Annotated in this window: 24 protein-coding genes; 12 read left to right on the forward strand and 12 right to left on the reverse strand. The window is 66.0% G+C overall.

Translation table 11 applies throughout. From position 1 onward, the window contains the following. From tilS to K3172_RS13500, 5 genes are all read right to left on the reverse strand, one after another. Nucleotides 1-1,014, reverse strand: a complete 1,014-nt coding sequence (tilS, locus tag K3172_RS13480; protein ID WP_282098627.1) for a tRNA lysidine(34) synthetase TilS — start codon at nt 1,012-1,014, stop codon at nt 1-3. Next, nucleotides 968-1,918, reverse strand: a complete 951-nt coding sequence (locus K3172_RS13485; RefSeq protein ID WP_247718170.1) for a tetratricopeptide repeat protein — start codon at nt 1,916-1,918, stop codon at nt 968-970. The genes tilS and K3172_RS13485 overlap by 47 nt, the downstream gene beginning before the upstream one ends. 96 nt (nt 1,919-2,014) lie before the next feature. Continuing rightward, nucleotides 2,015-2,848, reverse strand: a complete 834-nt coding sequence (locus K3172_RS13490; RefSeq protein ID WP_221590857.1) for a helix-turn-helix domain-containing protein — start codon at nt 2,846-2,848, stop codon at nt 2,015-2,017. Between the two features lie 143 nt (nt 2,849-2,991). Continuing rightward, the gene (gene ptsP / locus K3172_RS13495) at nt 2,992-5,262 is read right to left on the reverse strand and encodes a phosphoenolpyruvate--protein phosphotransferase (protein WP_221590859.1); all 2,271 of its coding nucleotides are present in this window, start codon (nt 5,260-5,262) and stop codon (nt 2,992-2,994) included. 73 nt (nt 5,263-5,335) lie between these two features. Further along, nucleotides 5,336-5,491, reverse strand: coding sequence for a YdcH family protein (locus K3172_RS13500; protein WP_221590861.1), 156 nt, complete (start codon nt 5,489-5,491; stop codon nt 5,336-5,338). Nucleotides 5,492-5,642: 151 nt separating this feature from the next. Between K3172_RS13500 and K3172_RS13505 the strand changes: the two genes are divergently transcribed. Continuing rightward, nucleotides 5,643-5,852: a YdcH family protein gene (locus tag K3172_RS13505; protein WP_221590863.1), complete on the forward strand. Its 210-nt coding sequence runs from the start codon at nt 5,643-5,645 to the stop codon at nt 5,850-5,852. A gap of 90 nt (nt 5,853-5,942) precedes the next feature. Then, the gene (locus K3172_RS13510; RefSeq protein ID WP_221590865.1) at nt 5,943-6,401 is read left to right on the forward strand and encodes a DUF1465 family protein; all 459 of its coding nucleotides are present in this window, start codon (nt 5,943-5,945) and stop codon (nt 6,399-6,401) included. On the opposite strand, the gene K3172_RS13515 is transcribed toward K3172_RS13510, so the two are convergent. Next, nucleotides 6,402-7,865, reverse strand: coding sequence for a glycerol kinase (locus K3172_RS13515; protein WP_221590867.1), 1,464 nt, complete (start codon nt 7,863-7,865; stop codon nt 6,402-6,404). A gap of 62 nt (nt 7,866-7,927) precedes the next feature. Here K3172_RS13515 and K3172_RS13520 point away from each other — a divergent pair, with 62 nt between their 5' ends. The 6 genes from K3172_RS13520 to K3172_RS13545 all read left to right on the forward strand — a co-directional run bounded on the left by K3172_RS13520 (nt 7,928) and on the right by K3172_RS13545 (nt 14,931). Then, nucleotides 7,928-8,812, forward strand: a complete 885-nt coding sequence (locus K3172_RS13520) for an MBL fold metallo-hydrolase (protein ID WP_221590869.1) — start codon at nt 7,928-7,930, stop codon at nt 8,810-8,812. Continuing rightward, nucleotides 8,797-9,474, forward strand: coding sequence for a DUF4230 domain-containing protein (locus K3172_RS13525; RefSeq protein ID WP_221590872.1), 678 nt, complete (start codon nt 8,797-8,799; stop codon nt 9,472-9,474). The genes K3172_RS13520 and K3172_RS13525 overlap by 16 nt, the downstream gene beginning before the upstream one ends. 92 nt (nt 9,475-9,566) lie before the next feature. Further along, nucleotides 9,567-10,343 carry a hypothetical protein gene (locus K3172_RS13530; protein ID WP_221590874.1) on the forward strand — a complete coding sequence of 259 codons (777 nt, stop codon included), beginning with the start codon at nt 9,567-9,569 and terminating at the stop codon, nt 10,341-10,343. 89 nt (nt 10,344-10,432) lie between these two features. Then, nucleotides 10,433-11,419, forward strand: a complete 987-nt coding sequence (nadA, locus tag K3172_RS13535) for a quinolinate synthase NadA (protein WP_221590876.1) — start codon at nt 10,433-10,435, stop codon at nt 11,417-11,419. Nucleotides 11,420-11,439: 20 nt separating this feature from the next. Beyond that, nucleotides 11,440-13,554, forward strand: coding sequence for a prolyl oligopeptidase family serine peptidase (locus K3172_RS13540; RefSeq protein WP_221590878.1), 2,115 nt, complete (start codon nt 11,440-11,442; stop codon nt 13,552-13,554). Between the two features lie 60 nt (nt 13,555-13,614). Then, nucleotides 13,615-14,931 (forward strand): DUF2254 domain-containing protein, encoded by a 1,317-nt coding sequence (locus K3172_RS13545; RefSeq protein WP_221590880.1) that lies wholly within the window; start codon nt 13,615-13,617, stop codon nt 14,929-14,931. Here K3172_RS13545 and K3172_RS13550 read toward each other — a convergent pair. After that, on the reverse strand, nt 14,912-15,835 hold the full coding sequence (locus tag K3172_RS13550; protein WP_221590882.1) for a DMT family transporter: 924 nt from the start codon (nt 15,833-15,835) through the stop codon (nt 14,912-14,914). The two genes, K3172_RS13545 and K3172_RS13550, sit on opposite strands and share 20 nt — an antisense overlap. A 54-nt stretch (nt 15,836-15,889) precedes the next feature. Here K3172_RS13550 and K3172_RS13555 point away from each other — a divergent pair, with 54 nt between their 5' ends. Further along, nucleotides 15,890-16,990 carry an alkene reductase gene (locus tag K3172_RS13555; RefSeq protein ID WP_221590884.1) on the forward strand — a complete coding sequence of 367 codons (1,101 nt, stop codon included), beginning with the start codon at nt 15,890-15,892 and terminating at the stop codon, nt 16,988-16,990. A 3-nt stretch (nt 16,991-16,993) separates the two neighbouring features. Here the strand turns inward: K3172_RS13555 and K3172_RS13560 are convergent, their stop codons facing one another. Then, a complete protein-coding gene (locus K3172_RS13560) occupies nt 16,994-17,308 on the reverse strand; it encodes a hypothetical protein (protein ID WP_221590886.1) in 315 nt (104 codons plus the stop codon). Then, complete coding sequence (gene lipB, locus K3172_RS13565) at nt 17,305-17,976, reverse strand: lipoyl(octanoyl) transferase LipB (RefSeq protein ID WP_221590888.1); 672 nt, start codon at nt 17,974-17,976, stop codon at nt 17,305-17,307. Before lipB ends, K3172_RS13560 begins: the two co-directional genes overlap by 4 nt. Nucleotides 17,977-18,033: 57 nt before the next feature. Between lipB and K3172_RS13570 the strand changes: the two genes are divergently transcribed. Further along, nucleotides 18,034-18,867: a glycerophosphoryl diester phosphodiesterase membrane domain-containing protein gene (locus K3172_RS13570; RefSeq protein ID WP_221590890.1), complete on the forward strand. Its 834-nt coding sequence runs from the start codon at nt 18,034-18,036 to the stop codon at nt 18,865-18,867. On the opposite strand, the gene K3172_RS13575 is transcribed toward K3172_RS13570, so the two are convergent. Next, nucleotides 18,868-19,503, reverse strand: coding sequence for a class I SAM-dependent methyltransferase (locus tag K3172_RS13575; RefSeq protein ID WP_247718171.1), 636 nt, complete (start codon nt 19,501-19,503; stop codon nt 18,868-18,870). Nucleotides 19,504-19,600: 97 nt separating this feature from the next. On the opposite strand from K3172_RS13575, the gene K3172_RS13580 reads away from it, so the two are divergent. Next, the gene (locus tag K3172_RS13580) at nt 19,601-20,956 is read left to right on the forward strand and encodes an MFS transporter (RefSeq protein ID WP_221590894.1); all 1,356 of its coding nucleotides are present in this window, start codon (nt 19,601-19,603) and stop codon (nt 20,954-20,956) included. Here K3172_RS13580 and arsC read toward each other — a convergent pair. Next, nucleotides 20,953-21,297 (reverse strand): arsenate reductase (glutaredoxin), encoded by a 345-nt coding sequence (gene arsC / locus K3172_RS13585; RefSeq protein ID WP_221590896.1) that lies wholly within the window; start codon nt 21,295-21,297, stop codon nt 20,953-20,955. The genes K3172_RS13580 and arsC overlap by 4 nt on opposite strands. A gap of 174 nt (nt 21,298-21,471) precedes the next feature. Here arsC and K3172_RS13590 point away from each other — a divergent pair, with 174 nt between their 5' ends. Further along, nucleotides 21,472-23,568 carry a TonB-dependent receptor gene (locus K3172_RS13590; protein ID WP_221590900.1) on the forward strand — a complete coding sequence of 699 codons (2,097 nt, stop codon included), beginning with the start codon at nt 21,472-21,474 and terminating at the stop codon, nt 23,566-23,568. On the opposite strand, the gene K3172_RS13595 is transcribed toward K3172_RS13590, so the two are convergent. Beyond that, nucleotides 23,565-24,116 carry a (2Fe-2S)-binding protein gene (locus K3172_RS13595; RefSeq protein ID WP_221590902.1) on the reverse strand — a complete coding sequence of 184 codons (552 nt, stop codon included), beginning with the start codon at nt 24,114-24,116 and terminating at the stop codon, nt 23,565-23,567. The two genes, K3172_RS13590 and K3172_RS13595, sit on opposite strands and share 4 nt — an antisense overlap. Between the last annotated feature and the right edge of the window lie 14 nt (nt 24,117-24,130).

Here is a 24,130-nt window from a genome sequence, read left to right on the forward strand (position 1 = left end):
CTAGCCCGTTCGGCGGGGCGGCTCCGGCTCGAACAGCCAACGCCCCTGATCGGATTTCTCCACTTCGGCCATGATCCCGGCGATATTGATCTTGCGGCCGTCACGCAGGGCATCGACCAGCCTCGCCGCATCGGATCGGGACAAAGCGCGTCCCAGATCTTTCGCGACGCAGCGGACCACTTCGATCCACACCGGCTTGCGCTCGACACATGACGCAGCGAAGGGCGCGTAGGCGAAACCGGTTTGCGTCGCCTGCCGGTTGCGGTGCCAGTCTTCCAGCGCCATCGCCTCGACCATCGCTCTCACCTCGTCGAGAAGCCTGGCCGATCGCCCCACGGCCTCGACATCGAGCCAATCCGCCTGCGCGAGGGCCCGGCGCATGCGCACGCGGTCGAATGAGGGATCGGCATTGCTCGGATCGCTGGCGAAGCGCACGCCCGCCCCCTCGACCAGGTCTCGCAATTCCTTGCGCCGGAACCCGAGCAGCGGGCGCAGCACGGGCACCGCGCAGCCTTCCACCAGTCCGCTAGCCCGAATGCCCGCAAGGCCGGCAAGACCGCTGCCGCGATTGAGCCGCATCGCCAGGGTTTCGGCCTGGTCGTCGGCATGATGCGCGGTCAGGATCCCTTCCAGGCCTTGTTGCTGCGCCCAGCGACCAAGCGCGGCATAGCGCGCCTTTCGGGCCTGCTCCTGGAGGTTGCCCCGTTCGAGACTGACGTCGATCACCGTGCACGGGACCGCGAGTTCCGCGCAGATTCGTACGACGAGGGCACATTCTCCCACAGCTTCGGGACGCAGCCCGTGATTGACCGTCGCGACTTCGACATCCGGCAGGTCCGCGCATGCGAGAAGCAGCATGGCCATGCTGTCCGGCCCGCCCGATACGGCGAGCCCAAGCCTGCCGCCACGATGCAGGCGGTCGATTGCCTCCGTGAAGCGCCTTACGAGCTCGGGATCGAGCGTCCTATCAATTGCACTTAACCTTGCTACGCTGCGTCGCGTACTGGCCTGCAAGGCGACCAGTCGCGAGCGCCGGATAGGTTTCGGCGAATTCCGCCAGCGCGATGCATGCGCGGTTGGTGTCCTTCAGCTCGATCATCGCCTCTGCAAGATAGAGCAGGCTGTCGCCCGCACGCGCACCGGACTTGTCTTCCTGATAGTTCTTGAGGAACCACGGCGCGGCCTCACGCGCCTTGCCGTCGTCCAGATAGGCCCGGCCGAGCAGGTTGCGGCCGTACGATGCCCGCGAATGGGTGGGGTATTTTTCGACGAACATGGTCAGCTGCTGCTGCGCCTCGGGGAAAAAGCCGGCATCCCACAGGCGGAACCCGTAGGAGTATTCGTCGTCGCCCGCATCGTCGCTCTGGGGCTTGGTGATCGCCTGCACCGCAGCGAGACGCTCCGCACTCGGGCCGGTCGCCGCCGGGGTCGGCGTCGGCGTGTTGCCGGTCATGCGGTTGGTGTTGGTCGCGACCGCGCTGGAGGTCGGAGTGGGAGTGGGTGCCGGTGTCGCACTTGCTGCGGCACCAGTTCCGGTTCCCGCACCCTGGCCGCCTTCGAGCGCTTCGAGCCGCGAGGTCAGGAGGCGGATCGCGTTGCTGTTTTCCTCGATCTGCGAAGTCTGGCGTTGCAACTGCGCCTCGAGCGCATCGAGCCGCGCGAGGATATCGGTCACCGCAGTGGTCGAGGGTGTCGTCACGGTCGAATTGACGCTGGGCTGGGCGGTGATCTCCGGCTCGAAATACTTGCCGTCGCCGCCCGGGAAGACCTTGCGCTGCAACGCCCGCACTTCGGCCTCGAGCCGGCGCAGGCGTGCCTCGTCACCGCCGTCTTGCGGCAGCGCAGGGGTGGCGATGGCCAGCAGGGCGAACAATGCGGCGCCCATGCTGGTGGTGCGCAGGCTGCGTCCGAAACTCATCGGCGGGGCTCCTAAAGGAATGGCAATCGGTCGATAAACTGCCCTAGGCCCCGAAAGCTGTCGAGGCCATGAAGCGCGCTTTTCCCCTTCGGGAGACTATTGCGCGGCGGGTGTCGCAGTCGGCGCGGGGCGCGGCGTGGCGTCCGGTGCGGACCGCGCCAGCAGGGCCTCCGCCGACACCGGCACGTCGCTCACAATCTCGTCCTCCTCGGACAGCTTCGGCACCGGCTGGCCACCGACCGTGATGGCGAACGCGTAGGGCCGCCCGGTGCGGATTTGCGGCGTGTCCGCGCCGACAGGTACGGTGAACTTCTCGCCCACCGCCATGATGCCTTCGAACAGCGTCTCGTCCGCCGCGTCGTAGAAGCGGACCCAGGTCCCTTCCATTTCATTGGTAAACACCACCGGTCCGCCCGCCGGCTTCGCCGCGACCTGCTCGGTCGGTGTATCGGTGGCGGCAGCGACCGGCTGCTCGGTCTCGTCGCGCAGCGGCGCCGGGCCGAGCCCAGGGGCGAAATAGCTGCGATAGAAGGCGAAGATGCCGGCAAACAGCAGCAAGGCGGCGAGGACGGCGAACCACGCCAGCCCACGCCCGGGCACACGCGCCGGATCGCCGGGTTCGAAGCGGGCCGGGGCACCGCGTTCGTCGCCATGGCCGGCGGACAGCTCTTGGCGGACCTGGGCGAGGATATCGTCCACGTCGAGCCCCACGGTCTTGGCATAGGTCCGGCTGAAGCCGACGGCGTATGTGCGCGAAGGCAGGGCAGCGAAGTCGCCAGCCTCGATCGCTTCCAGATGGCGCAGGGGAATGCGGGTTTCGGCCGCGACCTGTTCGAGGTCGTACCCCGCAGCCTCGCGCGCCGCGCGCAGCCTCGCACCGGCGCCCCCGACAGGTGCGTGCGTTTCCTCGACCGTTTCGTTGTTGTCCATGTATTTCCCGATTGGCGACCGCGCGGGTGATCCCGCTTCGTATTGGCTCTTGCCGCTGAAAGCGAAGGCGCGCCGTCACTGTCAAGCCGTGGTTATAGCACAGCTGAGGCAAACCGACGAGGCGCGCCGGACACGCGACGAAATCAGTCGGTTTCGATGCCGCGTTCCTCTGCCCAGGCCCTGAGGCTCGTTCGCATGTCCGGCGGGGGCGAGAGGAGCCACTGGGTCATCTGCTCGCCGATTTCCTTGAGATCGACCTTGCGCACCAATTCCTTGATCGGGCCGACCGAGGCGGGGGTGATAGAGAGGCGGCGATAGCCGATGCCGAGTAGCGCCAGTGCCTCCAGCCGCTGTCCGCCCATCTCCCCGCACACGTTGATCCGCACCGGATGGCCGACCACGGCGTCGGCAATCCGCTTGAGGAACCGCAGGATCGCCGGGCTCAGCCAGTCGTAGCGCTCGGCGAGCTTGGGGTTCGCGCGGTCGGCGGCAAACAGGAACTGGGTGAGATCGTTGGTGCCGACCGAGATGAAGGACAGGCGCGGAATCAGCTGGTCGAGCACTTCGGCGAGCGCCGGCACCTCGAGCATGCAGCCGTATTCGATCACTTCGGGCACGAGCTTGCGCTGCTTGCGCAGGTAGGCAAGCTGGTTTTCGAAGACCGCCTTCGCGGCGTCGAACTCCCAAGGTTCTGACACCATCGGGAACATCACCGATAGCTGCCGCCCCGCGGCTGCTTCGAGCAGTGCGCGCGCCTGTGCCTTGAGCAGGCCTTCGCGTTCGAGCGAAAGGCGCAGCGCGCGCCAGCCCATGGCCGGGTTCTCGTCGCGCTCGGCCACCTGCGAATTCAGATAAGGCACCGCCTTGTCGCCGCCGATATCGACCGTGCGGAAGATGACTGGCTTGTCGCCTGCCGCATCGAGCACGTCGCGATAGAGGCGCAGCTGGCGGTCGCGCTGCGGCAGGGTGGCCGAAACGAGGAACTGGAACTCGGTGCGGAACAGACCCACCCCATCCGCGCCGGTGATCGGCAGCATGCTCATGTCGTCGCGCAGGCCGGCGTTCATCATCACGGTGATGCGCGTGCCGTCGCGGGTGAAGGGCTCGACATCGCGCAGTTCGGCGTAGGTCGCCTGCCGCTCGCGGTTCTTGGCGAAACGGGTTTCGAAGGCGTCGAGCAATTGCTGGCCGGGACGAAGCGTCACCGTACCCCTGTCGGCATCCAGCAGGATCTCGTCACCTTCGCTGACGCGCGAGCGGATACCGTCCGCCCGGCCGAGCACCGGTATGCCCATGGCCCGCGCTACGATCACGACATGCGCGGTGAGCGAGCCCTCTTCGAGCACCACGCCCTTCAGCTTGCGGCGATCATATTCGAGCAGTTCGGCGGGACCGAGGTTGCGCGCAATCAGTATGGCATCGCGGCGCAGCCCCTGTGTCGCGGCGGTGCCGAGCTGGCCCGAGACGATCCGCAGCAAGCGATTCGAGAGGTCCTCGAGGTCGTGCATGCGGTCCGCCAGCAGCGGATCGTCGATTTCGCGCATGCGCATGCGGGTTCGCTGCTGGACACGCTCGATCGCCGCTTCGGCGGTGAGGCCGCTGTCGATCGCCTCGTTGATCCGGCGGCTCCAGCCTTCGTCATAGGCGAACATCTTGTAGGTCTCGAGCACCTCGACATGCTCGCCGCCCTTGCCGAATTCGGGCTCCTTGCCGAGCGCGTCGATCTGCTCGCGCATCTTGTCGAAGGCGCGGTAGACGCGCTGGCGCTCGGCCTCGATATCCTCGGCCACGACCTGGTCGATCTCGATGCGCGGCTGGTGGAACACCGCCTGCCCTGCGGCGAGGCCTTTGACGAGGGTGAGTCCTTCGATCACCTCCGTTTCCGTATGCGCTTCGCCGAAACCGATCGCCTCCTGATCGTCGACCAGTTCCTTGTGCGCGATCAGCTCGGACAGGATCATGGCGGTCGTCTGCAGCGCCTCGATCTCGACGTCCTCGTAACGGCGCGGTTCGACATGCTGGACGCACAGCACGCCCACCGCGCGCTCGCGATAGACGATCGGGACCCCGGCGAAGGAGTGGAACTTTTCCTCGCCGGTTTCCGGACGGTAGAGGAAGTCCGGGTGCGCCTTCGCCTCGGCCAGGTTGAGCGTTTCGATGTTCTTGGCGATGGTGCCGGTCAGCCCCTCGCCCACCGCCATGCGGGTGACGTGGACGGCGGCCGGGTTGAGGCCTTGAGTAGCAAACAGCTCGAGCGCGCCTTCGCGCAGCAGGTAGATCGAACAGACCTCGCTGTGCAGGCTGTCGGCGATAACTTCGACCACGCGGTCGAGCTTGTGCTGGGCGTGCGTGCGCCCTGCCATGATTTCGTGCAGGCGGGTAAGTATCTGGCGGGCTGATGCTGCGGCTGACATGCCTACAGCCTATAGCAAATCCGCCGGTCGGCGAAAGCGGGACGCTGCGCCCCGCCCCCGCCTTATGGCCGGATCAGCAGCTCGCGAGCTCTTCCTTGATTCTGAGCTTCTGCTTCTTGATCTGCTGGATCATCGCTACGTCGGGCGCCGGCCGGCATTGTTCCGCATGCAGGCGGGCCTCGAGACCGGCGTGCTTGGCTTTGAGCGCATCGACATGGGATGATTGCATCGGGCTGTCTCCTTACGGGTTGTGCGACCCCAAGAAGCGACTCGTGCCATGCGGCACGGGCCGCGGTCCGATTATCAAACCACAGTATTGCCGATTTACAAACACCCTCTTTCGCAGGCATGCGGCGAAACGAGATTCGGGAAGGACGGATGTGAACGAGCAGGAGCTGCGCAAGAGGCTGGAGATGCTGAAGAGCGAGCATCGCGATCTCGATGCCGCCATCGCCGCCCTCACCGATGCGGGCGAGCGCAACGGTTTCGTCGACCAGCTCCAGATCGCACGGCTCAAGAAACGCAAGCTCCAGCTCAAGGACCGGATCGCGCTGATCGAGGACACGCTGGTGCCCGACATCATCGCCTGACCGCAGCGGTGCAACGGGCTCCCGTACCCTTGCGGGACATTATGGTAAACGCGCTGGCAACCACCGGTGCAGAGGCGTAACCTGCTTGTCATGGCTGCACGCAACATCAACCAGGAGATCATCGAGGATCTTTACACGGAAGCCCTGCTTCTGGCCGATGACGCGCGCGCGGTGTTCGACCTGAAACTGGGTGCCGATAGCGACGGCGCGCATGACAATGTCCGCATTGCCCTTTCCATCGAAGGTCTGCGCACCACGACACGGGTGATGCACGTGCTCGCCTGGCTGCTCAACCAGCGCGCCTATATGTCGGGCGAACTGAGCGAGACGCAGCTGCGCCGGCACAATTCCCTCCCCGAAGAGCGCCCGGCGGACCCCGTCAACCTCGCGGCGCTGGAGCCGGAAACCCGCGCCCTCATCCGCGAGAGCGAGGACCTTCACGCCCGCGTGGCCCGTCTGGATCGCGACTGGCGTGCCCGCGACGCAGCTTCGGCACCGCCGGTGCAGGCGTTGCAAGGCCGACTGGCCGAAGCCTTCGGCGCGCGCTGATCAGGCCGCGGCCAGGGCTTTGGCGTAGCGCGCCAGACGCGCCTTCCTGACATCATCCGTCATCGCCGGCGCGAAGGCGCGCGATGCACCGCGCATCGCCCGAGCGGCATCGGCCAGCGTCGGGTGGATGCCGGCCCCCACCGCGGCGAGGATGGCCGCGCCGAGCGCGGTGGTCTCGACGAAATCGGGTCGTTCGACTTCGAGGTCCAGAACGTCGGCCAGATCCTGCGCCATCCAGTCGTTGACGCTCATCCCGCCGTCGATCCGCAGGCGCGACCACGGCGCGCCATCCGCCGCGAAGGCGCTGGCGAGATCGTGCGTCTGGTGTGCCATGGCCTCCAGCGCCGCGCGGGCGATCTGCGCCCTGCCGCTGGCGAAACTCAGGCCCGAGATGACCCCGCGCGCATCGGGCCGCCAGTGCGGTGCGCCCAGCCCGGCGAGTGCCGGCACGATCACCACCTCGCCGCTATCCTCGATCGAGCGGGCCAGAGCCTCGGTTTCCGCCGCGCTGCCGATCAGGCCCAGCTGGTCGCGCAAATACTGGACGAGGCTCCCCGCGACAAAGCACGCCCCCTCGATCGCATAGGTTCGCACGCCCTCTTCCTGGTACAGCACCGTGCCCAGCAGGCGGTTGTCCGAATGCGGTATCTCCTGCCCCTTGTTGGTCAGGACGAAGGCGCCAGTGCCATATGTCGCCTTGGTTTCCCCGAAGGCGAGGCACCCCTGCCCGATCGTCGCCGACTGCTGGTCTCCCGCCAGCCCGCAAATCGGGATATCCGCGCCGAGGCATTCGGCGCTCGCCACCGCGATCCGGCCATGCGTGTCGACCACCTGCGGCAGCGCCGCGCGCGGGACGCCGAGCAGTTCGCACAGATCCTCGTCGAACTGCGCCCCGTCGAGCGCGAGCAGCAACGTCCGGCTCGCATTGCTTGCATCGCTCACATGCGCCCCGCCGGACAGTTTGTAGACCAGCCAGCTCTCGACCGTTCCGAACGCCAGCGTGCCCTTATCGGCCGCCGCGCGCACTTCGGCGACGTTGTCGAGCAGCCAGCGCATCTTGGTGCCGGAAAAATAGGGATCGAGCAGCAAGCCGGTGCGCCGCTGCACCTCGGGCTCATGGCCATAGCTCTTGAGCCCCGCGCAGAAATCCGCCGTGCGCCGGTCCTGCCACACGATCGCACGGGCGAGCGGCTCGCCGGTCTCGCGGTCCCACGCCACCACCGTCTCGCGCTGGTTGGTGATGCCGATTGCGGCAAGGCGCGAGGCGTCCCCGCCCGCGACTTCGCAGGCGCAGGCGAGCGTCTTCTCCCAGATTTCCCCGGCGTCGTGCTCGACCCAGCCGGGCTGCGGATAGTGTTGTGTAATCTCGGCTTGCGCGACTGCCTCCAGCGTCCCGTCGGGCGCGAAGATCATCGCGCGCGTCGAGGTGGTTCCGGCGTCGAGGACGAGGATACGGTCGGCCATGCTCTCTCCCTTGCAGATGGCAGGGCGTGACATGGGCCAGCAGGTCCCCCATATGCAACCCCATGGCAGGACCTCCTCCCAAACCCTGGCCCACCGGGCAGGCCATGCAGCTCGAACCGCTGGTGCGCCGCGTGCTCGCGCCGAACCCGTCGCCCTACACCTATACCGGCACCCAGACCTATATCGTCGGCCTCGGCCCAGAGAACGGTGGGGGCTGCGCGGTGATCGACCCCGGTCCGGACGACCCGGCGCACCTGCTCGCGCTCGATGCGGCGATCGGCGAAGAGCACGTCTGCGCGATCATGTGCACGCATACCCACCGCGACCATTCGCCCGCCGCGAAGACGCTCGCCGCGCGCACCGGCGCGCCCATCGTCGGCTGCGCCCCGCTGGTGCTCGACGACAGCGGCCCGCGCGCCGATGCCAGCTTCGACCGGACCTACGAACCCGACCGGGTGATGGAGGATGGCGAGCAGATGACCGGCCCCGGCTGGACCCTCACCGCAGTCGCCACCCCCGGTCACGTGTCGAACCACCTCTGCTTCGCCCTGGAGGAAAGCGGCGCATTGTTCACCGGCGACCACATCATGGGCTGGTCGACCAGCGTGGTGATCCCGCCCGATGGCGACATGGGCGATTACATGCTCAGCCTCGAGAAACTGTATGCGCGCGAGGATACGGTCTTCTACCCCGCCCATGGCGAAGCGGTCGACAATCCGCGCCAGCTGGTGCGCGGCATGATCGGCCACCGCCGGCAGCGCGAGAACCAGATCCTGCGTCATCTCGGCGAAGGACCGCATGCCGCGAGCGATTTCGTGCCGAAGATGTACAAGGGCCTCGACCCCAAACTGCACAAGGCGGCGGAGATGTCGGTCACCGCGCATCTGCTCGATCTGGAACGCCGCGGCATGGTCGCCCGTTCAGGCGATATATGGCGGACCATCTGACGACACGCGAAACCACTGTCGAACCTCACCTGACTCGCGAGCAGCCGCTTGCGCGGGTGCAGGCAGCGCCCTGGCTCATCGTGATCGTGCTGCTGGCGGCAGTGGCCTGGCTCGGCTGGCGCGCTTTTTTCTATCAGGAAGAAGGCGATCCCGTCGGCAGTGCCATGCTGGCGTTCGAGAAGCAGAATTCGCTGACTGTCTTCTCCTCGCGTTTCGAGGTCGTCGCCGAAAGCGTCGACCGCCGGGGGCCGGCCGGCGTGCTTGAAAGCCGGCAGGCGGCGATCATTCCGGCATCGGTTGAATACCGGCTCGACCTGTCGGGGATGGAACGCGGCGACTTCGCCTGGGATGCCGAGAGCGAAACGCTCGAAGTCGTCCTTCCGGTGCTGCGCATTTCGCGCCCCAATCTCGACGAGGCGCGGCAGAAGGTTTTCACCGAGGGGACCTGGGTCACCCGCGATGCAAGCGCCGACCTCGCGCGCAACAATTCCGAACAGGCCGAGCGCAAGGCCGCCGAATTCGCCAAGAACCCGGAAGTGCTCGCGCTCGCACGGCAGGCGGCGAAAGATGCGATCCGTCAGAACCTTGCGATCCCGCTGCAGGTCGCAGGCTATGGCGAAGCGAAGGTCGAGGTGCGCTTCGAGAATGAAAGCGCGTCGTGATTCACGGGCAGATTTGACCTTTTCATCCCGCTCGGCATAAATTCCCCACATACAGAACAGGTCGCTTGGACACCGGGGGGAGAACGAGCACCATGGCCACTGCCGCAATCGATTCCGGCGCACAGGCGCGCGGGAACACACGCTTCTTCACGATCATGGCGTTCGTCATGTCCTTCGTCATCGTGGCGGGCTTTTCGCTCAATTTGGCGATGGGGCGGTCCAGCTTCGCCGTCCCGTTGCCATACCACCTGCACGGCGCCGTGTTCATGAGCTGGATCGGCATCTACCTCGGCCAGCACCTCACCGCATCGTCGGGCAATTGGGCGCTGCACGCGAAGTTCGGCAAGATCGCCTATCTCTGGGTGCCGCTGATGGTCGCTTTCGGCACGATGATCATGATCGTCGTCGCGCGCCGGACAGGCGGACCGTTCTTCTTCCACGTCAGCGAGTTCCTGTGGAGCAACCTCATGACGCTGTGGTGCTTCGGCGGGCTCGCTTTTTGGGCGCTCCGCCGCCGACGTTACACCGGCTGGCATCGCCGCCTGATGCTGTGTGCCATGGCGATCCTGACCGGCCCGGGCCTCGGCCGACTGCTCCCGCTTCCGCTGCTCATCCCCAATGCCTGGACGATCACCATCCTCGTGACGATGATCTTCCCCGTCATCGGCATGATCGCCGACAAGCGGAGCATGGGCCGCGTGCATCCTGCCTACTGGTGGGGCCTCGGCATTTATGCCGCGGTGTTCCTCGTCTCGCTGGCGCTCGCTTACAGCCCATTCGGCATCGGCGTGACCAAGAGCGTGATCGCCGGTACGCCCGGGGCCGAGCGCCCGATGGAGGCCTTCCTGCCGCCCGGCTTCAGCATGTGAGACCCGTGCATAACCGAATGCCCGGAACGCACTCGCCATCGCAGCCGTTCTGTCTATAAGCGCCACAAACGCATCAGACGGGACGGACCATGACCGATCAGACCAAGCCGCTCACCGGTGAAGACCTGCTCAGCGAAATCAACCGGCTGCGCAAGGAAAAGAACGCGATCATCCTCGCGCATTATTACCAGACGGCCGATATACAGGACATCGCAGACTTCGTCGGCGATAGCCTCGAACTGAGCCGCAAGGCGGCGGAAACCGATGCCGACGTGATCGTATTCTGCGGCGTCAAGTTCATGGCCGATACCGCCAAGATCCTCAGCCCCGAGAAGATCGTCGTCCTGCCCGACATGGACGCCGGTTGCAGTCTCGAAGACAGCTGCCCGCCCGAGAAGTTCAAGGCTTTCCGCGAGGCGCATCCCGATCACATCGCGCTGACCTACATCAACTGTTCGACCGAGGTGAAGGCGCTCAGCGACGTGATCGTCACCAGCTCGAGTGCGGAAACGATCATCAGCCAGATCCCCGAAGACCAGAAGATCATCTTCGGGCCCGACCGGCACCTCGGCGGCTACATGAGCCGCAAGTTCGGCCGCGACATGCTGCTGTGGCCGGGCGTGTGCATCGTGCACGAAGCCTTCAGCGAAACCGAGCTGCTCAAGCTCAAGGCGCAGCACCCCGATGCCCCTGTCGCCGCGCATCCCGAATGCCCGCCGACGATCATCGACCATGCCGATTACGTCGGCTCGACCAGCGGCATACTGCAGTTCGCCAAGACCTTCGAAGGCGACACGCTGATCGTCGCGACCGAGCCGCATATCATCCACCAGATGGAAAAAGCCCTGCCCGAGAAAACCTTCATCGGCGCACCGGGCGCGGACGGCAACTGCAGCTGCAACATCTGCCCGTACATGGCCTTGAACACGATGGAGAAAATGTACGCCTGCCTGCGCGATCTCGAACCGCGCATCGAGATCGAGGAAGGCCTGCGCCTCAAGGCCAAGCAGAGCCTCGACCGCATGCTTGAAATGGCCAGCGGCACGATCGGCAAGGGCGATCTAGGCAAGGTCTGAGCTCTAGGGAGAGTAAAAGAATGGTCGCACGTCTGGCGCTTGCCGCCGCGCTCGTTTTCGCATCTCCGCCGGTTCTCGCGCAGGAGACCGATGCGGAGGATCCCTACATCTGGCTGGAGGAAATCCAGGGCGAAAAGGCGCTCGATCAGGTGCGCGAGTGGAATGCGGATACCGAGGCGGTGCTGACCGCCGCGCCCGAATATCCGGTCGCGCGGGCTTGGGCGAAGCAGATCCTCGATGACGACCGCCAGATTGCGATGCCGGATGCGATCTATGGTGATCAGGTTGCGAACTTGTGGCGCGATGCGGACAATCCGCGTGGCCTGTGGCGCATCGCTTCGCTCGCAAGTTACACGGCCGGCGCGCCCGAGTGGCGCACGCTGATCGATGTCGACCAGCTGGGCCGGGATGAGGGCAAGAGCTGGGTGTGGCACGGCGCCAATTGCCTCGCGCCGGACTACACGCGCTGCCTCGTCTCGCTCAGCCCCGGCGGCACGGATGCGGATGTCGTGCGCGAGTTCGATCTCGAAACCGGCGCATTCGTCGAGGGCGGCTTCACGCTGCCCGAAGCCAAGTCCAACGTCGCGTGGTTCGACAAGGACACGCTGTTCGTCGGCACCGACGAGGGCGACGGCACCCTGACTGATTCGGGCTATCCGCGCTTCGTCAAATTGTGGCAGCGCGGCACCGACTTCGCGTCCGCACGCACCATTGCCGAAGGCGAGCAGGCGGACGTCAGCATCCGCGGCTTTTCCTTGCTCGACGGCGACACGCGCTGGCGTTTCGTGAACCGCGGCCCCAGTTTCTGGACCAGCCTCTATTCGCTGGTGAAGGACGACGGCTCGCTCGTCCCGCTACCGCTGCCGGAGGATGCCGAATTCGAGGCGGTGCTCGACGGGCATGTGATTGCGAAACTCAACTCGCCCCTTTCGACCCGCAATCGCGAAGCGGAGGCCGGCTGGCTCGTGGCTTGGCCGCTACAGGCCGTGCTCGACGGCGAGCCAGCCGAACCCTTCGTGGTCTTCGCACCCAGCGAGACGCAGGCAGTCGAGGAAGTCGCGACCTCGGAGAACGTCCTCTGGGTCAAGGTGCTCGACGATGTATCGGGCAAGCTGATCGAAGTCCGCCCCGGCTACCCCGGCTGGTTCAACCGCGACATGCATCTGCCCGCCAACAGCACGATCCAGATCGCCAACACCAGCGGCAAGGGTGACACCGCCTTCGTCACGATCGAGAGCATGCTGACGCCGCCGACGCTCTGGGCAGTGCCAAGCGTCGGCGCTTCGCAGGCGATCGCCGCCATGCCCGCGCAATTCGACGCCGAGCGGTTCACGGTCGAGCAGCGTTTCGCCACCTCGAAGGATGGCACGAAAGTCCCCTACTACCTCGCGCGACCCAAGGGCGCGACCGGCCCGCTGCCGACGCTGATCCACGCCTATGGCGGCTTCCGCAATGCGCAGACGCCCAAGTATCTGACTGCCGAGCCCTATCGCAGCGGCCCGCTGGCGCTGTTCTGGCTGGAAAGCGGCAATGCCTACGTCCTCGCCAATATCCGCGGCGGCGGCGAATACGGCCCGCGCTGGCACGAGGATGCGCTGCGCGAGAAGCGCCAGAACAGCTTCGACGATTTCCACGCCGTGGCCGACGACCTAGTCGCCGAGCGCCTAGCCACGCCCGGCAAGATCGCCGCCTCGGGCCGCTCCAACGGCGGCGTGCTGGTGGGCGCGGTCGCCAACCAGCGCCCCGACCTGTACGGCGCGATCATCTCCGGTAGCCCGCTGATCGACATGCGGCGCTACAACAAGCTGCTCGCCGGCGCCTCATGGATGGCCGAATACGGCAATCCCGACGTGCCATCGGACTGGGCCTTCATGCGAGCATGGTCGCCCTACCAGAACATGCGTCCCAGCGCCGACTATCCGGCCGTGTTCTACTACCTCTCGACCCTCGACGACCGCGTCCATCCCGGCCACGCGCGCAAGGCCGCGGCCAAGCTCGAGGCCTTCGGCCAGACGTTTTATTATCGCGAAGCCATCGAGGGAGGCCATTCGGTCGGCGCCGACCGCGAGGAAGACGCAAGGCGCGCGGCCCTGCTGCTCGCCTTCCTCAATCGCGAGATCGGCGACGAGAAGTGAGGCACACAATCGGGGGATGAGCGTTCACCCCCTGTCCGCAACTGGCAGGGGGAACGCCGTTTGACCGCCGACATCCGCTTCTTCTGGGCACGGCTCAACGCGAACTACTGGTTTTACCCGGCGCTGTTCTCGATCGCGGCTGGCGCGCTGGCGTTCGCCATGGTCGCGCTCGACCGCGCCGGTTTCGCCGAGTTCCTCAACGACGTGGGCTGGATCGTGCCCGCCCGGCCCAAGGGCGCGGCCGACATGCTGACCGTGATGGCGGGGAGCATGATCGGCGTCGCGTCGACGGTGTTTTCCATCACCATCGCCGCTGTCGCCTATGCCAGTGGCAACTACGGTCCGCGCCTGCTGACCAATTTCATGGAAGACCGGGGCAACCAGCTGAGCCTTGCGACCTTCATCGGCAGTTTCGTCTACGCGATCATCGTGCTGCGCGCCGTGCGGGCGGAGAACGAGACGCCCGCAGATATCGGCGACGCCGCCGCGACGGCGCTGCCCGGCTTCACCCCGCAGCTTTCCCTGCTGGTCGCCTACCTGTTGATGGGGCTGTGCGTGGCGGTACTGGTCTTCTTCCTCAACCACATCCCGTCGAGCATCCGCATCAACAAGGTGCTGAAGGGCATCGGCGAACGCTTGCTGGATGCAATCTTCGAAACCTATCCTGTCGAAGACGATTTCAGCGATGCGCTGGACCAGGTCGAGGGCACGCCGCTGACCGCGCGGGGCACCGGCTATGTCCAGCTTATCGACTTCGAAGACCTCGAGACAATCGCGCGTGACAACGGCGCGACCCTTTCGCTCAAGGTGCGGACCGGCGATTTCATCCATCGCGACATGGTCCTGCTGGAGGTCGCCGGCTGCGACCCGCAGGCAATCGAGGACAAGGTCCGCCCCTGCTTCACACTCGGCGCGACACGGACGCCCGAACAGGACCCGCAATTCCTGATCGACGAGCTGGTCGAAATCGGGTTGCGCGCCCTGTCCCCCGGGATCAACGATCCGTTCACCGCGATCAACGCCCTCCACTGGCTGGGCGCGGCGACTGCCGAAGTCGGGCGAAGGGACCTGCGCAAGAACATCTGCGGCAAGGACGCGGACGATTGCCCGCTCATTCCGCTGCCGGACAATTTCGACCACTATGTGAAGCGCGGTTTCGGCGCCATCCGCAGCGCCGTCGCGACGTCGCCGCTCGCCGCGGAGGTGATGCTCGACACGCTGGCCAATGCCGCCTGTCCGATCAGGGACGAGGGGCGGCAGAGGTTGCTGAAGCAAGAAGCCGAAGATCTCGCCGCGCAGGCCCGCCTGTCGCTGGTCGGGCCCGACCTCCAGCGCTTCGAAAATCACATGTCCGAATTCAGCCGGACGTTCTGGTAGGCGCCTGCCCGAGTTTGGCCGGCGCCTTCGCCAGCACCAGCGCCGCGCCGACCAGCGCCATGCCCGCAATGTCGAGCGGGACCAGCAACTCGTCGAAGGCCAGCCAGCCGACCAAGGCCGCGACGGCAGGCTGGGTCAGCAGCGCCATGCCGATGATCAGCGGCGGGAAGTGGCGCAGCGAATAGACGAGCAGCCCTTGCCCCACGATCTGGCTCGACAGCGCGAGCGCGAACAACGGCGTCCAGCCCGCTGGCCCCGGCAGCACGGGCTCGCCCGCGAACAGCGCCATGCCAAGCAGCAGCGGCGAGGCGGCGAGGCTCACCAGCAGCAGCACGGCCCATGGTCCGAGCGCGCCGCGTGCGCGTTGTGCGGGCAAGAGGTAGAAGGCGTAGAATATTCCCGCAGCGAGGCAGAACAGGTCGCCGATGAAGGTGGCGGCGGAGATCTCCAGGCTGCGACCGAGCAGGATCGCGGCGCCCGCCAGCGCGGCGAGCACGCCCGCTCCTTCGCGGCCGGAAGGCGCGCGCCGGGCGGCGACCAGCCCCCAGACCATCAGGATCACGCTGCCCGAATTGCCGAACAGCACCGCATTCGCCAGCCGCGTGCGCTCTATCCCGATATGCCAGCTGGCGAGATCGAAGGCGAAGAAGGCCCCGGCGGCAAGGCACAGCGCGGCCAGCCGCCTGTCGAGCGGACCGACCCTGCGTCCGTGCCAGGCGAGGAAGGCGATCACGGGTATCGGCAGCAGCAGGCGCCAGAATGCCGCCGAGACCGGGCCCGCGTCCGACAGCCGTACCAGCCAGGGGCCCAGCGCCAGCGCGACGTTCCCGGCGATCAGCGCGGCAAAGTGCCATGCGCCAGCCTGAAAGCCATTCTTGTCATCGCCTGCGGTTGCGCCGTCCATCCGCGCCACCTAGCTCTTTGGCCAAGTCGCGCCAGCAAAAAGGATTTGTCCCGCATGCACGATACGCTTTTCCAGCCGCTCACCATGGGCGCCCTCGAGGCGAAGAACCGCATCTTCATGGCCCCGCTAACCCGTGGCCGTTCGACCCAGCCGGGCTCGATCCCCAACGACATGATGACGACCTATTACCGCCAGCGCGCGAGTGCCGGGCTGATCATCTCGGAAGCCACAGGCATCAGCGTCGAAGGTTCTGGCTGGCCCGCGGCGCCGGGGATCTGGAGCGAGGAGCAGGTCGCGGGCTGGAAGCCGGTGACCGATGCGGTGCACGAGGAAGGCGGGCTGATCGTCCTCCAGCTGTGGCACATGGGCCGCCTCGTGCACCCGCTCTTCCTAGGCGGCAATCCGCCGGTCTCGGCCAGCGCGACGACCGCGCCGGGCCATGCCCACACTTTCGAAGGCCGCAAGGATTACGAACAGGCGCGCGAAGCTACCCACGAGGACATCCAGCGGATCGTCGGCGATTATCGCCGCGCTGCCGAGAATGCCAAGAAGGCGGGCTTCGATGGCGTGCAGCTGCATGGCGCGAATGGCTACCTCGTCGACCAGTTCCTGCGCGACAGCACCAACTTGCGCACCGACGAATATGGCGGCAGCCCCGAAAACCGCACGCGCTTCCTGCGCGAGGTGCTGACCGCGCTGGTCGATGTGTGGGGCGCGGACCGCGTGGGCGTGCGCCTCTCGCCCAACGGCGAGACGCAGGGCTGCGACGACAGCGACCCGGCAGCGACCTTTGGCGCTGCCGCCAAGGTCTGCGAGGACCTTGGCCTGGCGTTCGTGGAACTGCGCGAGCCGGGGCCCGACGGGACTTTCGGCGCGACCGAAGTACCCAAGCAGAGCCCGCTGATTCGCCAGCTCTACTCTGGCGCTCTTGTGCTCAACAGCGACTACACTCCCGATCAGGCGGTGGCGGACCTCGATGCGGGCCGCGCAGACGCAGTGAGCTGGGGCCGCGACTTCATCTCGAATCCCGACCTGCCGGAACGCTTCCGCATCGGCGCGGCGATCGCTCCCAACGTCAACGTGCCGCACAGCTGGTACGGACAGGGGCCGGAAGGCTACATCGATTATCCCGAACTGGCCGAGGCGGCGGAGTAAGGCTTACTCTGCGGTCGGCTCTTCAGGCGCGGCGGGGGCTTCGGCTTCCGCCGCGCTTTCGCTGTCCGCTTCGGTTGCACTGTCCGGCGCTGCTGCGGCGGGGTCGGAGCCGTCCGCAGTGGTTTCGGAGGCTTGGCGCAGCGGCGGTGATTGCGATTCCAGCGTATCGAGCGGGATCATGTCGTCGCTGATCGTCCCGCCGAGCACTTCTCCGCGCGCGCCGCGATCGTCACTCTCGCCCGGCGCGTCAGCAGTCTCGCTCCCGCAAGCGGCAAGCCCCAGCACCAGCGGGGCAGCAATGAAGACGAAACGGGTCATGGCAGCGCGCAGGCCTTTCCTTGGAGCGCTTCGAGGAAATCGCCGAAGCGCGCCCGCAATGCCTCATCGAAGGCCTGTGGCGCAAGGTCGATCCCGAGTCGCTGGAGGCTGGTTACCCCGAATTCCTCGATCCCGCAGGGCACGATACCGGTGAAATGGGTGAGATCGGGCGCGAGATTGACCGAGAAACCGTGCATCGTCACCCAGCGCCGCACGCGCACGCCGATCGCGCCGATCTTCGCCTCCCGTCCGTCGATGTCGCGTGTCCAGATCCCGATCCGCCCTTCGGCGCGCCAGCATTCGACACCGATGTCGCCCAGCGTTGCAATCACCCAGCCCTCGAGCGAATGGACGAAGCAGCGCACGTCGCGGCCCCGCTCCTTGAGGTCGAGCAGGACATAGCCGATCCGCTGGCCCGGCCCGTGATAGGTGTAGCGCCCGCCGCGCCCCGCCTCGACCACTTCGAAGCGCGGGTCGAGCAGTTCGGCGCCGTCGGCACTGGTGCCTGCGGTGTAAACCGGCGGATGCTCGAGCAGCCAGATCATCTCGCTTGCCGTGCCTTCGGAAATGGCGCGGTTGCGTTCTTCCATCGCGGAGAGCGCCTCGCGATAGGCGACCTGGCCGGCCTCGGCGCGCCATTCGATGCTTTCGGGGGGCGGAATCGACATCGGCGATTGCGTGGCGCCTGCCGCACCGCTTATCAAGGGGCAAGGAGAGCCTGACGCATGAAATTCGATCTCGATACGGCTTGGCGCGATGCGAAGCGCTATGCCGGCGATAATTCCGGCTTGCTGTCGGCCATCGGCGGAATATTCGTGTTCCTGCCCTACGCGCTGCTGCTGGTCGTCCTGCCTGCGATCGCCGAGATGCCCGAGCTGCCCGACAATGCCGGCCTCGAAGTGGCGATGGAGGCGATGAACGCCTTTTACGCCAAGACCTGGTGGGCCTTCGCCATCGCCGCGGTCGTCGTGACGATCGGCCAGCTTGCCATGCTCGCCCTGCTCGGCAGCCGCACCAGCCCGACCGTGGGCGAGGCAATCGGGATCGGCGGCAAGGCGTTCCTGCCCGCCTGGCTGGCGCTCGTGCTGCAGTCGCTGGGTGTCAATTTCATCGTCCTGCTGATCGTTTCGGTCGCCAGCCTTACCGGGCTGGGGGCACTGGCCTTCGTCGCGACTGTCTTCAGTCTCGGTCTCGCGCTCTATCTCTTCACCCGTTTCTCGCTCGTCCTGCCGATCGTTGCGGTGGAAGGGGAATGGAACCCGTTCAAGGCGCTGCGCAGCTCATGGGCGCTGACCAGGGGCCAGGGCGGCCGCCTGCTGGCGTTCTACCTGCTGCTGGCGGTAGGTGCCTCCGTCGTCCTGGCGGTGGTGATGCTGGTGACCGGCCTGCTGCTCTCGCTCGGCGGCCCGACGACGGAAGAGGTGGGATCGGCCCTGGTCTCGGCTGCGGCCGTCACCGGCGTCGTGACCCTGGCGACAGCGGTCCTCGCCGCGGTGCATCGCCAGTTCCGGCGGCTCGAACGCGCGACCCCGAGCGTGCCGCCGATCCATCACGACTGATCAGGCCATCGGTTCCTTCCAGCCCCAGAACAGCTGGCAGGGGAGCACGTTCAGCGCCTCGAAACCGCTGTCGATCCGCTCGAAATGCTTCGCCATGAAGTCGCGCGCCCTGGCCGAGAACTGGTAGACCAGGAATGCGCCGCCGGGGCGAATAACGCGATAGGTCGCTGCCGCAATGGCGGGGCCAACGCCGTCGGGCAGGGTCGAGAACGGCAGGCCCGACAGCACGTAATCGGCATGGTCCGCGCCATGCGCCTTTACGATATCCTCGACATCGGCGGCCGAGCCGTGAACCGCGTGAAAACGGCTGTCGGTGAAATGCTTGCGCAGGTAGTCGATGTAGAGCGGGTTGGTGTCGATCACGATCAGCATGCCGTCGCGCCGCAAGCGGTCGAGCACCGGCTGGCAGAAGGTGCCGACGCCGGGGCCGTATTCGACGAACACGTCGCATTCGTCCCATTTCACCGGCGCGAGCATCTTCTCGATGGTGAAGCGCGAGGACGGGATGATCGATCCGACCATCTTGGGATGTTCGAGGAAACCGCGGAAGAACACCCCCCACTGGCCGAAGACCCTTGCAGCCTTGCGCTTGAACGACGGGCGATCAATTACGCCAACACTGTTTTCGGAAGACAAATCGAATACTCGCGGCGACCAGCGGAAAGGGAGGCGACGGTTTGGCAGCACGTTCTTTCCATTGCAAGCCGAAGGAGCGCGGCCTAGCGACTTGTCCATGGCCGATGTCGAGCCTTCGCAGGCGATAGCGCCCCCTCCCCCCGCCAGGCCGCGGGCCATTTCGCGCGAGCGCATGGCGCTGCTGTTCGCGGTGATGCTGACCACTGCCGCGGGCAACACCGCGATGCAATCGGTGATGCCATCGATCGGAACCGCGCTGCAGATAAACGACGTGTGGATCAGCCTCGCCTACAGCTGGTCCGCCCTGCTCTGGGTCGTCTGCGCGCCGTTCTGGGCCGAACGTTCCGACCGGCGCGGGCGCAAGGCGATGATGGCGCTGGGACTGGTCGGCTTCATCGCCAGCTTTTCCCTCTGCGGTCTGATGCTATGGTTCGGCCTGTCGGGCTATCTCACCGCGTTCTGGGCGCTGTTGCTGTTTGCCGTGGCGCGCAGCTTGTACGGCGGTTTCGGCAGCGCTGCCCCGCCTGCGGTGCAGGCCTACGTAGCAAGTCGCACCCCGCGATCAGAACGGACGCAGGCGCTGTCCCTCATCGCCTCGAGCTTCGGCCTCGGCACGGTGATCGGCCCTGCGCTAGCACCGCTGATGGTGTTGCCGGGCGTCGGGCTTACCGGACCCTTCCTGATCTTTTCCGCCATTGGCGTCTTGACGCTGATCGCCCTCCGCTGGCGGCTCCCGAACGACGAGCCGCAATTTCCCGCGCGCGGGAAGGCCTATGATGCGCCCTATTCGGGCAGCCCGACGTCCGAGATGGCCGAAGACGACGAGGAGAAGGACGAAGAGCAGGTCGAACCGCACAAGCTGCGGTGGTTCGAACCGCGGCTGCGACCCTGGGTGATTTGCGGCCTGCTGGGCGGACATGCACAGGCCATGGTGCTTGGCATTTCGGGCTTCCTCGTGCTCGACCGCCTTGGCCTGCGCGATACGCCTGCGGAGGGTACCGGGCCGGTCGGCCTCGTCCTGATGAGCGGCGCCATCGCGACCTTGCTCGCCCAATGGGGCCTGATCCCGCGCTTCAACCTGGGGCCGCGCGCGGCGAGCCTGTCCGGGATAGCCATCTCTGCTTTCGGCGTGATCTTTCTGGGCTTCGCGGACGATCTGCACTCGATCGCGCTGGCCTATGCGATCGCGTCGCTCGGCTTTGGCCTGTTCCGCCCCGGCAACACCTCGGGCACGTCGCTCGCCGTGACGCGGGCGGAGCAGGGGCAGGCCTCGGGCGTGACTGCCTCCGTTGCCGGCGCGAGCTTCATCTACGCCCCGGCGCTCGGCGTGTGGCTATACGGCCATTCGGACTGGACGGGGTTCGGGCTGATCGTGGCGCTCTGCCTGATCGTGTTCGCCTATGGCTGGGCGTCGCTGCAGAAAGACAGCCTGCTGACGCGCGACCGTCGCTAGAGGATTTCCAAGACCTTATCCTGCGGACGACACAGACGCACACCCTTCTCGGTCTCCACTAACGGCCTTTCGATCAGGATCGGGTCCGCCACCATCGCTTCGAGAACCGCATCAGCCGAAGCGGCTGGCAGGTCGCGTTCCTCCGCATCGGTACCGCGAATGCGCAAGCCTTCGTTCGGAGTGATCCCGGCATCTTTATAGAGCTGCGCGAGCTTTGCCTTGCTCGGCGGATCCTTGAGATATTCGACCACCGTCACATCGACCTTTGACAGGTTTTCCAGGATCGCGAGCGTCTTGCGCGAGGTGCCGCATTTCGGGTTGTGCCAGATCGTCGCTTTCATCTCGGGCTCTCCTTGTTTCCCGCGCGGCTTAAGCGACTGTTGCGATCAGTGAAAGCTGCTCTTGCGATTTTTTCACGGGCCGGGATGCGGTTTCCGCTTGCGAATGAGAATGGTTCGCAATAGCACGCAGCCAGCAATTGAGAATCATTCGCAAGATTAGAAAGTCCAAGTTTCATGAGGATCGTTTCCGCTCGTGCCGCCCTACTGATCGGCACCACGCTCGCCACTTTCGGCGCACCCGCGCAGGCCGAAGACGCCCAGCCCGAACGCGACTACCTGCCGAGCGACATCGTCGTAACCGGCGACCGCGACGGTTACGGCAATGACGACGGCTCGACCGCGACCAAGACGCCGACTCCGCTGATCGACGTACCACAGGCCGTGACCACCATCACCCGCGACCAGCTCGACGACCAGAACGTCACCTCGCTCAACGAAGCGCTGCGGTTTGTGCCCGGCGTCAGCATGGAAACCGGCGAAGGTCACCGCGACGAAGTCTTCATCCGCGGCCAGGAAACCACCGCCGACTTCTTCATCGACGGCTTGCGCGACGACGCGCAATACTATCGCCCGCTCTACAACATCGAGCGCGTCGAAGTGCTCAAGGGCGCCAATGCGCTGATCTTCGGCCGCGGTGCGGGCGGCGGGGCGATCAACCGCGTCAGCAAGAAGGCGATCATCGGCGACAGCCGCGTGATCGGCGCGGCCAGCGTCGACACCCACGGTGCTTTCAGTATCGCGGGCGACGTCGGCATCCCGGCAGGCGACACCGTGGCGCTGCGCCTCAATGGCACCTACGAGGAATTCGCCAACCACCGCGACGTATACGAAGGCCGCTTCATCGGTTTCAGCCCGACCGCAACCGTCGCACTGGGCGCTGCGACCGACCTCGTGCTCAGCTATACCTACGACAATGACGAGCGCGTCGTCGATCGCGGCATTCCCGCTTTCCTCGGCCTTCCTGTCGAAGGCTACGACGAGACCTTCTTCGGCGATCCGGACTACAATTTCAGCGAGGTCGAAGCGCATATCGCCCGCGCCCGGCTCGATCACGATTTCGGTGGCGGCCTGTCGGCGAATGCGACCGTGCAATACGCGCATTACGACAAGTTCTATTCGAACATCGTCCCTTCGGAAGCGCTCGACACGGACAATGACGGCGTGGCCGACACCGTCGCGCTGGGCGGCTACGAGAGCGGCACGGTGCGCGAGAACCTGATCGGCCAGGCGAACCTCGTCTGGGAAGGCAAGACCGGCAGCATCGGCCACACGCTGCTGCTCGGGGTCGAGGCTTCGCGCCAGAATACCGACGCAGACCGGTTCGGCGCGACGCTGGCGGATCCGGACGTCGATCTAGCCGACACCATCTTCATCCCGGCGTTCACGACCAGCTTCACCCGCGCCTCCACCTCGGAACTGTCGACCCTGTCGTTCTACATCCAGGACCAGGTCGACCTCGCCGACTGGCTGCAGGTCATCGTCGGTGCCCGCTATGACGAGTTCGATCTGGAAAGCTACGATATCGGCAACGATTTCGCCGCCTCGCGCAAGGACGACAAGATCAGCCCGCGCCTCGGCGTGATCGTGAAGCCGCAGCCGAACCTGTCGCTTTACGCCGCCTATTCGGAAAGCTTCCTGCCGTCCGCGGGCGACCAGTTCACCGTGCTCAGCGGCAGCTCGATCAATCTCGAGCCGGAAAGCTTCGAGACGCTCGAAGCGGGCATCAAATATGCGCCGCGTGCCGACCTGCTGCTGACCGCGGCCGTCTTCCGCCTCGATCGCAAGGACACCGCCTTTACCGATCCGGTGACGAACCTCGTGCTCCAGACCGGCGAGACCCGTGTGCAGGGCTTCGAGGCGGGCCTCGCCGGATCGCTGACCGACCAGCTGCATGTGAACCTTGGCTACACCTATCTCGATGGCGAAGTGCGTTCCGATACGAACTCGGCCGGGATCGGCACCGAGCTGCAGCAGATGCCCGAGCACCAGGTCGGCGCGTGGGGTCGATACGACTTCACCGACAATTTCGGCCTGGGCCTCGGCGTGGTCCACCAGTCGAGCCAGTTCGCCAGCTATAGCAACGAGGTGGTGCTGCCGTCATACACCCGCGTCGATGCCGCTGCCTTCTACACGGTGAACGACCGGATCAGCCTGCAGCTCAATGTCGAGAACCTGTTCGACGAGGATTACTATCCGAGCGCGCATGGCGACAACAACATCCAGCCGGGCAAGCCGCTGACGGCCAAGCTGGGTGTGCGCTTCGAACTCTAGTCGTTGGATTCGTCGGGGGCGCTGATCGCGGGGACATCCTGCGCGGCGTCCTCGGCGCTGATACCCGGCACGGGCGCGGCGCTGATCCGCTCCTGACGCCGGGCGACCCGGCCGGCCCGCTCGATCGCGCGGACGAGCCGCGGGTAGACGCCGCAGCGGCACAAATTGGGGATCGCCGCCCTGATCTCGGTTTCGCTCGGCGCGGCATTCTTTGCCAGCAGCGCGCTCGCCGCCATCACGATTCCCGGCGTGCAGAAGCCGCACTGGATCGCCTGCTCCGCCACCATGGCCTGCTGCACCGGATGCGAGCGGTCGCGGCCGAGCCCTTCGATCGTGGTGATGTAGCGCCCCTCCGCCTCGGCGATGGTGATCAGGCAGCTGCGCAGCGCCTCGCCGTCGACATGCACCATGCAGGCGCCGCAATCGCCCTCCCCGCAGCCGTATTTCGTGCCGGTGAGGTTGGCCGCATCGCGCAGCGCCCATAGCAGCGGCGTGTCCGGCTCCATGCGGAAACGCACGGGCTTGCCGTTGACGGTCATGCTGGTCATGCGGGGGCGCGCCT

It is taken from the genome of Qipengyuania proteolytica, from assembly GCF_019711565.1.
Taxonomy (GTDB): Bacteria; Pseudomonadota; Alphaproteobacteria; order Sphingomonadales; family Sphingomonadaceae; genus Qipengyuania; species Qipengyuania proteolytica.

Excerpts from the sequence above, each read along its gene's own strand:
- K3172_RS13485 (WP_247718170.1), bottom strand. The coding sequence starts at position 1,918 with ATGAGTTTCGGACGCAGCCTGCGCACCACCAGCATGGGCGCCGCATTG.
- K3172_RS13490 (WP_221590857.1), bottom strand. The coding sequence starts at position 2,848 with ATGGACAACAACGAAACGGTCGAGGAAACGCACGCACCTGTCGGGGGC.
- ptsP (WP_221590859.1), bottom strand. The coding sequence starts at position 5,262 with ATGTCAGCCGCAGCATCAGCCCGCCAGATACTTACCCGCCTGCACGAA.
- K3172_RS13500 (WP_221590861.1), bottom strand. The coding sequence starts at position 5,491 with ATGCAATCATCCCATGTCGATGCGCTCAAAGCCAAGCACGCCGGTCTC.
- K3172_RS13510 (WP_221590865.1), top strand. The coding sequence starts at position 5,943 with ATGGCTGCACGCAACATCAACCAGGAGATCATCGAGGATCTTTACACG.
- K3172_RS13515 (WP_221590867.1), bottom strand. The coding sequence starts at position 7,865 with ATGGCCGACCGTATCCTCGTCCTCGACGCCGGAACCACCTCGACGCGC.
- K3172_RS13520 (WP_221590869.1), top strand. The coding sequence starts at position 7,928 with ATGGCAGGACCTCCTCCCAAACCCTGGCCCACCGGGCAGGCCATGCAG.
- K3172_RS13525 (WP_221590872.1), top strand. The coding sequence starts at position 8,797 with ATGGCGGACCATCTGACGACACGCGAAACCACTGTCGAACCTCACCTG.
- K3172_RS13530 (WP_221590874.1), top strand. The coding sequence starts at position 9,567 with ATGGCCACTGCCGCAATCGATTCCGGCGCACAGGCGCGCGGGAACACA.
- nadA (WP_221590876.1), top strand. The coding sequence starts at position 10,433 with ATGACCGATCAGACCAAGCCGCTCACCGGTGAAGACCTGCTCAGCGAA.
- K3172_RS13540 (WP_221590878.1), top strand. The coding sequence starts at position 11,440 with ATGGTCGCACGTCTGGCGCTTGCCGCCGCGCTCGTTTTCGCATCTCCG.
- K3172_RS13550 (WP_221590882.1), bottom strand. The coding sequence starts at position 15,835 with ATGGACGGCGCAACCGCAGGCGATGACAAGAATGGCTTTCAGGCTGGC.
- K3172_RS13555 (WP_221590884.1), top strand. The coding sequence starts at position 15,890 with ATGCACGATACGCTTTTCCAGCCGCTCACCATGGGCGCCCTCGAGGCG.
- K3172_RS13560 (WP_221590886.1), bottom strand. The coding sequence starts at position 17,308 with ATGACCCGTTTCGTCTTCATTGCTGCCCCGCTGGTGCTGGGGCTTGCC.
- lipB (WP_221590888.1), bottom strand. The coding sequence starts at position 17,976 with ATGTCGATTCCGCCCCCCGAAAGCATCGAATGGCGCGCCGAGGCCGGC.
- K3172_RS13570 (WP_221590890.1), top strand. The coding sequence starts at position 18,034 with ATGAAATTCGATCTCGATACGGCTTGGCGCGATGCGAAGCGCTATGCC.
- K3172_RS13580 (WP_221590894.1), top strand. The coding sequence starts at position 19,601 with ATGGCCGATGTCGAGCCTTCGCAGGCGATAGCGCCCCCTCCCCCCGCC.
- arsC (WP_221590896.1), bottom strand. The coding sequence starts at position 21,297 with ATGAAAGCGACGATCTGGCACAACCCGAAATGCGGCACCTCGCGCAAG.
- K3172_RS13590 (WP_221590900.1), top strand. The coding sequence starts at position 21,472 with ATGAGGATCGTTTCCGCTCGTGCCGCCCTACTGATCGGCACCACGCTC.
- K3172_RS13595 (WP_221590902.1), bottom strand. The coding sequence starts at position 24,116 with ATGACCAGCATGACCGTCAACGGCAAGCCCGTGCGTTTCCGCATGGAG.